Source organism: Burkholderia sp. E168m23 (assembly GCF_016586125.1).
GTDB lineage: Bacteria > Pseudomonadota > Gammaproteobacteria > Burkholderiales > Burkholderiaceae > Burkholderia > Burkholderia orbicola.
This window is the reverse complement of sequence record NZ_BCPP01000391.1, coordinates 1-6,143: the sequence shown is the minus strand read 5'-3', so window position 1 is coordinate 6,143 and position 6,143 is coordinate 1. Positions and strand designations below refer to the sequence as shown.

Below are 6,143 nucleotides of genomic sequence, written 5' to 3'. Positions count from 1 at the left end.
AGAACTTCACGCCCGCGTTGATGCGGATCGGTTCGATGAAGCGCGAGCGATAGACGCGCCAGTTCTTGACCGAGGGCGTCGGGGCCGGCCTCACGAGCTTGACGGCCGTCGCCGAGTAGCTGATGCGCGAGAACAGCGCATGCAGGCTCGCCGAATCGAAGCCGTTGCGGCTCACCATCTCGTCGATGAATGCATCGACCTTCGCGTTGCTCGCGTAACGCTGTGGAACGATTTCCTCTTCGAAGGTCTGGCCTTGCGGCGTCGGCTGCTGCGGCTGGGCCTGGGCGACGAGCGTGCCTGCAGGCTTCGCCGGCTGCGTTTGTGCGACGGCAGGCGCGGTGCCGAGGGCCGCGGCGATGGCAGCGACGACGAGCGGAGCGCGAACACGGAACAGCGCGGAAAGAAGGGCGGCGGGCTTGCTGGAATTCATGTCGAAGCGGGCGGACAGGGCGATTGTGTTCGGCGCAGTATACCCGACGCATCCGGCGCCTCGGGCCGAAGCCGGCCCCCGTTGTGGTAAGTTAGCGGCGAATTCGCGGCAGACGATGGACATCATTGACGGAGACCTGCGGCGCACCGTGCGCCGCGGACGACAGCTTATGGCAACCGCTTTCTACACGCACCCCGACTGCATGCTGCACGAGATGGGGGAATGGCATCCGGAATGCCCGGCCCGCTTGTCGGCGATCCAGGATCAACTGATTGCGAGCCGCATCGACGACCTGATCGTGCACGAAACCGCGCCATTCGCGAGCGAGGTCGCGCTGGGTCGCGTGCATACGCAGGCGCACATCGACTACATCCGGAGCATGACGCCGGTCGACGGTCACGTCGAGATCGATCCCGATACGCTGATGAATCGCGACACGTGGCGCGCGGCGCTGCGCGCGGCCGGCGCCGCGATCGCGGCGACCGACGCGGTGATCGAAGGCCGCTATGCGAATGCGTTCTGCGGCGTCCGTCCACCCGGTCACCATGCGGAACCCGCGCGCGCGATGGGCTTCTGCTTCTTCAACAACGTCGCGATCGCCGCGCGGCATGCACTCGACGTACACGGCATCGAGCGTGTCGCGATCATCGATTTCGACGTGCACCACGGCAACGGCACCGAGGCGGCGTTCGCGAACGACGAGCGCGTGCTGATGTGCAGCTTCTTCCAGCATCCGCTGTATCCGTTCTCGGGCGTCGATCATCAGGCGCCGAACATGGTCAACCTGCCGATGCCCGCGCGCAGCAACGGGATGGCGATCCGCGAAGCCGTCGACATGTTCTGGCTGCCGCGCCTCGATGCGTTCAAGCCGCAGATGCTGTTCGTGTCGGCCGGGTTCGATGCGCATCGCGAGGACGACATCGGCAATCTCGGCCTCGTCGAGGCCGACTTCGAATGGCTGACCGCCCAGATCGTCGACGTCGCGCGCCGGCATGCGCAGGGCCGCATCGTCAGCTGCCTCGAGGGCGGCTACAACCTGTCCGCGCTCGGGCGCAGCGTCGTCGCGCACCTGCGCGTGCTGGCCGGGATCTGATTCCCGCTCGACCGGCCGGGCCGGGCGCGCTCAGCGCGCCGGCACGCGCGCGTGAATCCACGCGATCAGCGCGTCGATCACGCGGTCGCGTTCGAGATCGTTCATCGTTTCATGGAAGCCGCCTTCGTACAGCGTCAGCGTACGGTCGGGCGAACCGACACGCGCGCCGAACGCGCGGCTGCCGTCGGGTTCGGTGAGCTTGTCCTCGGTGCCGTGATAGACGAGCACCGGCACGCGCAGCGCGCCGCGGCCGTTTTCGATGCGCGTCATCGCGTCGAGAATCTCCGCGCCGGTGCGTGCGGGCACCGCGCCGTGATGCACGAGCGGATCGGCGCGATTGGCCGCGACGATGGCTGGATCGCGCGACAGCAGGGCCGCATCGATCCTGATCGCGGGGAAAGTGGGCCACACACGGCTGATGATGCGGCTGAGCGCAAGCATCCAGCGCGGCACGTCGCGCCCGGGTGCCAGCGCCGGGCTCGACAGCACGAGGCCCGCCAGCGCGTGGCCGCGAGCCGGCGCGCGTTCGATCGCGTAGAGCGCGGCGACCGCGCCGCCCATGCTGTGCCCCATCAGGAAGAGCGGCGCCGCGCCGCGCGCGGCTTCGGCGACCAGCGCCTCCGCATCGTTCAGGTAGTCGCCGAAACGCTCGACCCACACGCGCTTGCCGGGCGACTGGCCATGCCCGCGCAGGTCGACCGCCAGCACGTCGATGCCGGCCGCGTTCAGCCGGCCGGCGAGCGTGGCATAGCGGCCCGCGTGCTCGGCGAGGCCGTGCACCAGCGCGATCGTCGCGCGCGGCGGCACGGTGCCGTCGCTTGCCGGCCAGCGGTACGACGCCAGTTCGAGCCCGTCCGCGGTACGCAACCGACCCATCCGCGGCGCGGGCGCCGATCCGGCGGTGGCGGGCACGGCGGCCGGTGTGGTGGTGGCGCTCATCTGGCGGGTCTCCTGTTCGTTGGTCTGCGTTTCGCGATCATAGTCGCGCCCCTCCCGCGCGGGCCCGGCAGCGCCCCTCTAATTTCGTCTGGTTATGAAAAGATCGAAATCGATTATTAAGGGGAATGAGGGGTTTGCGGTAAAATCGCCGGCTATTCCAGATGCATCGGCGGCCGACTGGCGGGCCATCTCGCCGGCCGGCCGCCGTTTTGTTTACATGATCGAATTACGCAATCTCTCGCAGCGTTTCCCCGGCCCGGGCGGCTGGGTTGAAGCGCTGCACAACGTCAACCTGACGATCCCGCAAGGCGAGGTGTTCGGCATCATCGGCCGAAGCGGCGCCGGCAAGAGCACGCTCGTGCGCACCATCAACCTGCTCACGCGGCCGACCGAAGGCAATGTCGTCGTCGGCGGGCGCGATCTGACGCTGCTGTCGGCCGGCGCGCTGCGCGAAGCGCGCCGCGAGATCGGCATGATCTTCCAGCACTTCAACCTGCTGTCGTCGCGCACGGTGTTCGACAACGTCGCGCTGCCGCTGGAACTGGCCGGCGCGAGCCGTGCCGACATCGAGGCCGCCGTGCTGCCGCTGCTCGATCTGGTCGGGCTGTCCGCGCAGAAGGATCGCTATCCGTCGCAGATCAGCGGCGGGCAGAAGCAGCGCGTCGGCATCGCCCGCGCGCTGGCGAGCCAGCCGAAGGTGCTGCTGTCGGACGAAGCGACGTCCGCGCTCGATCCCGAAACCACGCGTTCGATTCTCGACCTGCTGAAACGCATCAATCGCGAGCTCGGCCTGACGATCGTGTTGATCACGCACCAGATGGAAGTGATCAAGCAGGTCTGCGACCGCGTCGCGGTGCTCGATGCCGGGCGCGTGGTCGAGGAAGGCCGCGTGATCGACGTGTTCCTGCAGCCGCATCACGAAGTGACGCGTGCGCTGATCGGCGACGTGATCGCGCAGGAACTGCCGCCCGCGCTGAAGGCGCGCGTGGCCGAGCGGTTGAAGACGGGCCGCGGGCATCTGCTGCGGCTCGCGTTCACGGGCTCGGGGGTCGACCAGCCGATCCTGTCGGAGACGATCCGCCGGTATGAACTCGATTTCAACATCCTGCATGGCCAGATCGACGAGATCCAGGGGCAGGCATTCGGTTCGCTCGCGGTGCTCGCGGGCGGCGAGCCGGGCAAGGTCGGGCAGGCGCTCGCGTTCCTGCGCGAGCAAGGTGTGGTGGTAGAGGAGCTTTCGTATGTTGAGTGAGATGTTCGATATGTTCGTGCAGTCGTTCTGGGAGACGCTGATCATGGTCGGCATCTCCGGGGCGGTCGGCGCGCTCGTCGGCCTGCCGCTCGGCGTGCTGCTCTACCTGACCGATCGCCAGGGCGTGCTGCAGAACCTCGCGGTGAATCGCGTGCTCGGCGGCATCGTGAATGCGGTCCGTTCGACGCCGTTCATCATCCTGCTGGTCGCGGTGATCCCGTTCACGCGGCTCGTCACCGGTTCGTCGATCGGCACGGCCGCGGCGGTCGTGCCGCTGACGCTCGCGTCCGCGCCGTTCATCGCGCGTCTCGTCGAAACGGCGCTGCGCGAGGTCGACCGCGGATTGATCGAGGCCGCGCAATCGATGGGCGCGACCACGTCGCAGATCGTCTTCAAGGTGTTGTTGCCCGAATCGCTGCCGGGCATCGTCGCGGGCCTGACGATCACGTTCGTGTCGCTGGTCGGCTATTCGGCGATGGCGGGCGCGATCGGCGGCGGCGGCCTCGGCGATCTCGGTATCCGTTACGGTTACCAGCGCTATCTGCCGGAAGTGATGTGGACGGTCGTCGCGATCCTGATCGTGTTCGTGCAGATCGTGCAATCGTTCGGCGACTGGCTGGTGCGCCGGTTGAGCCACAAATAAGACCAAACCGATCCGACAGGGGAGAAACGATGCAACGACGCTTCATGCTGAAATTCGCGGCGGCGCTGGGCGCGGCCGCGCTGTTCGCGGGCGCGCATGCCCAGGCCGAAACCATCAAGGTCGGCGTGACGGGCGGCCCGCACGCGCAGATCATGGAAGTGGTGAAGAAGGTCGCGGCGAAGGACGGCCTGGAGATCCGCATCGTCGAATTCTCCGATTACGTGCAGCCGAACGCCGCGCTCGCGTCGGGCGACCTCGACGCGAACAGCTACCAGCACGATCCGTATCTGCAGGCGCAGGTGAAGGATCGCGGCTACAAGCTGATCAAGGTTGCCGATACCGTCACGTTCCCGATGGGCATCTACTCGAAGCGCGTGAAGTCGCTGGCCGAACTGAAGCCGGGCGCGCGCGTCGCGGTCCCGAACGATCCGACCAACGGCGGCCGCGCGCTGCTGTTGCTGCAGAAGCAGGGGCTGCTGAAGCTGCGCGCGGATGCGGGGCTGAAAGCGACGCCGCTCGATATCGTCGACAATCCGCGCAAGCTGAAGATCGTCGAACTCGATGCCGCGCAGATTCCGCGCTCGCTCGGCGACGTCGACGCGGCCGCGATCAATACCAATTACGCGATGGAAGCGGGGTTGAAACCGAAGCAGGACGCGATCGCGATCGAGGGCCCGAGCGGCCCGTACGCGAACATCCTCGCGATCCGTGAGGCGGACCGGAACAAGCCGTGGGTCGCCAAGCTGATTGCGGCATATCACTCGGCCGACGTGAAGCAGTTCATCGAAGGCAAGTTCGGCGGCGCGGTCATCGCCGCCTGGTAACGGGGCGGAGCACGGGACGCCCGGCGGGATTAGAGTCGATGATCGAAAACCCGGGCTTTGCGTCCGGGTTTTTTCTCTTTTAAAATAGAACGACCGTTCGCTATCATTGGCGCGTCGCCAAGAAGCGGTATCCTCGACAACCATCATGGTTGGGTCCGCCTGGCCGCGCAGTCATGAGGCCTCGCTATAAAATGGCCTCTGGTCGTATTCGTAACTTTGGAGCGTGTGCATGAAAATCCTGGTGCCAGTGAAAAGAGTGGTCGATTACAACGTGAAGGTCCGCGTGAAGTCGGACAACACGGGCGTCGACATCGCGAACGTGAAGATGTCGATGAACCCGTTCGACGAAATCGCCGTTGAAGAAGCGGTGCGCCTCAAGGAAGCAGGCGTCGCGACCGAAGTGATCGCGGTGTCGGTGGGCGTCACGCAAGCGCAGGAAACGCTGCGCACGGCGCTTGCGATCGGCGCGGATCGTGCGATCCTCGTCGAGTCGAACGACAGCGTCGAGCCGCTGGCCGTCGCGAAGATCCTGAAAGCGCTGGTCGACAAGGAACAGCCGCAGCTGGTGATCCTCGGCAAGCAGGCGATCGACGACGATTCGAACCAGACGGGCCAGATGCTGGCCGCGCTGGCAGGCCTGCCGCAAGCGACGTTCGCGTCGAAGGTGACGGTGGCCGACGGCAAGGCAACGGTGGCACGCGAAGTCGACGGCGGCGCGGAAACGCTGTCGCTGACGCTGCCGGCGGTCGTGACGACCGACCTGCGCCTGAACGAGCCGCGCTACGTGACGCTGCCGAACATCATGAAGGCGAAGAAGAAGCCGCTGGAAACCGTGAAGCCGGAAGACCTCGGTGTGGACGTCGCACCGCGTCTGAAGACGCTGAAGGTGGTCGAGCCGCCGAAGCGCGCAGCCGGCGTGAAGGTGCCGGACGTGAAGACGCTGGTCGAGAAGCTGAAGACCG

General features: G+C 66.5%; 7 protein-coding genes. 5 read left to right on the top strand and 2 right to left on the bottom strand.

Annotated elements, in window-relative coordinates:
- Window positions 1–556 (bottom strand): lytic murein transglycosylase (locus tag JMF90_RS19975; protein ID WP_201325346.1); only part of this gene is annotated, 556 nt, incomplete at its 3' end.
- Window positions 557–599: 43 nt separating this feature from the next.
- Here JMF90_RS19975 and JMF90_RS19970 point away from each other — a divergent pair.
- Window positions 600–1,523 (top strand): histone deacetylase family protein, encoded by a 924-nt coding sequence (locus JMF90_RS19970; RefSeq protein ID WP_011544892.1) that lies wholly within the window; start codon window positions 600–602, stop codon window positions 1,521–1,523.
- 30 nt (window positions 1,524–1,553) lie between these two features.
- Here JMF90_RS19970 and JMF90_RS19965 read toward each other — a convergent pair whose 3' ends face one another.
- Window positions 1,554–2,462 (bottom strand): alpha/beta hydrolase, encoded by a 909-nt coding sequence (locus JMF90_RS19965; protein WP_011544893.1) that lies wholly within the window; start codon window positions 2,460–2,462, stop codon window positions 1,554–1,556.
- Window positions 2,463–2,679: 217 nt separating this feature from the next.
- Here JMF90_RS19965 and JMF90_RS19960 point away from each other — a divergent pair, with 217 nt between their 5' ends.
- The 4 genes from JMF90_RS19960 to JMF90_RS19945 form a co-directional block, all read left to right on the top strand.
- Entirely contained in the window at window positions 2,680–3,714 is a 1,035-nt protein-coding gene (locus JMF90_RS19960) for a methionine ABC transporter ATP-binding protein (protein ID WP_006476560.1), read from the top strand.
- On the top strand, window positions 3,704–4,357 hold the full coding sequence (locus JMF90_RS19955; RefSeq protein ID WP_006476559.1) for a methionine ABC transporter permease: 654 nt from the start codon (window positions 3,704–3,706) through the stop codon (window positions 4,355–4,357). The genes JMF90_RS19960 and JMF90_RS19955 overlap by 11 nt, the downstream gene beginning before the upstream one ends.
- A 29-nt stretch (window positions 4,358–4,386) precedes the next feature.
- Window positions 4,387–5,181: a MetQ/NlpA family ABC transporter substrate-binding protein gene (locus JMF90_RS19950; RefSeq protein ID WP_011544895.1), complete on the top strand. Its 795-nt coding sequence runs from the start codon at window positions 4,387–4,389 to the stop codon at window positions 5,179–5,181.
- Window positions 5,182–5,410: 229 nt separating this feature from the next.
- On the top strand, window positions 5,411–6,143 hold a 733-nt coding region (locus JMF90_RS19945), incomplete at its 3' end, for an electron transfer flavoprotein subunit beta/FixA family protein (protein WP_201325345.1).